Source organism: Aquitalea sp. ASV11 (assembly GCF_016429185.1).
In the GTDB taxonomy this organism is placed as follows: domain Bacteria; phylum Pseudomonadota; class Gammaproteobacteria; order Burkholderiales; family Chromobacteriaceae; genus Aquitalea; species Aquitalea pelogenes.
This window is the reverse complement of record NZ_JAELUD010000211.1, coordinates 1-323: the sequence shown is the minus strand read 5'-3', so window position 1 is coordinate 323 and position 323 is coordinate 1. Positions and strand designations below refer to the sequence as shown.

The 323-nt window shown below is 78.3% G+C and carries 1 protein-coding gene; it reads left to right on the top strand.

What is annotated here, in order from left to right; all coding sequences use genetic code 11:
* Positions 1 to 6: 6 nt before the first annotated feature.
* Positions 7 to 323 (top strand): nicotinate-nucleotide--dimethylbenzimidazole phosphoribosyltransferase (locus JHD62_RS21775; RefSeq protein WP_370541111.1); only part of this gene is annotated, 317 nt, incomplete at its 3' end.

The window sequence follows — 323 nt, the reverse complement described above, 5'->3', positions numbered from 1 at the left end:
CGCCGCGTGGTGCAACAGGCGCTGGACCGCCTGCACGGCCAGCAACTGAATGGCAACGCCGTGCTGGCCGAACTGGGCGGGCTGGAAATTGCCGCCATGGCCGGTTTTTATCTGGAAGGCGCGGCACCTGTCTCTTATACACATCTGACGCTGCCGACGAACAGTAAGATGTGGGGGTGTGGGGGGGGGGGGGGGGGGGGTGGTGGGGGGGGGGGGGGGGGGGGGGGGGGGGGGGGGGGGGGGGGGGGGGGGGGGGGGGGGGGGGGGGGGGGGGGGGGGGGGGGGGGGGGGGGGGGGGGGGGGGGGGGGGGGGGGGGGGGGGG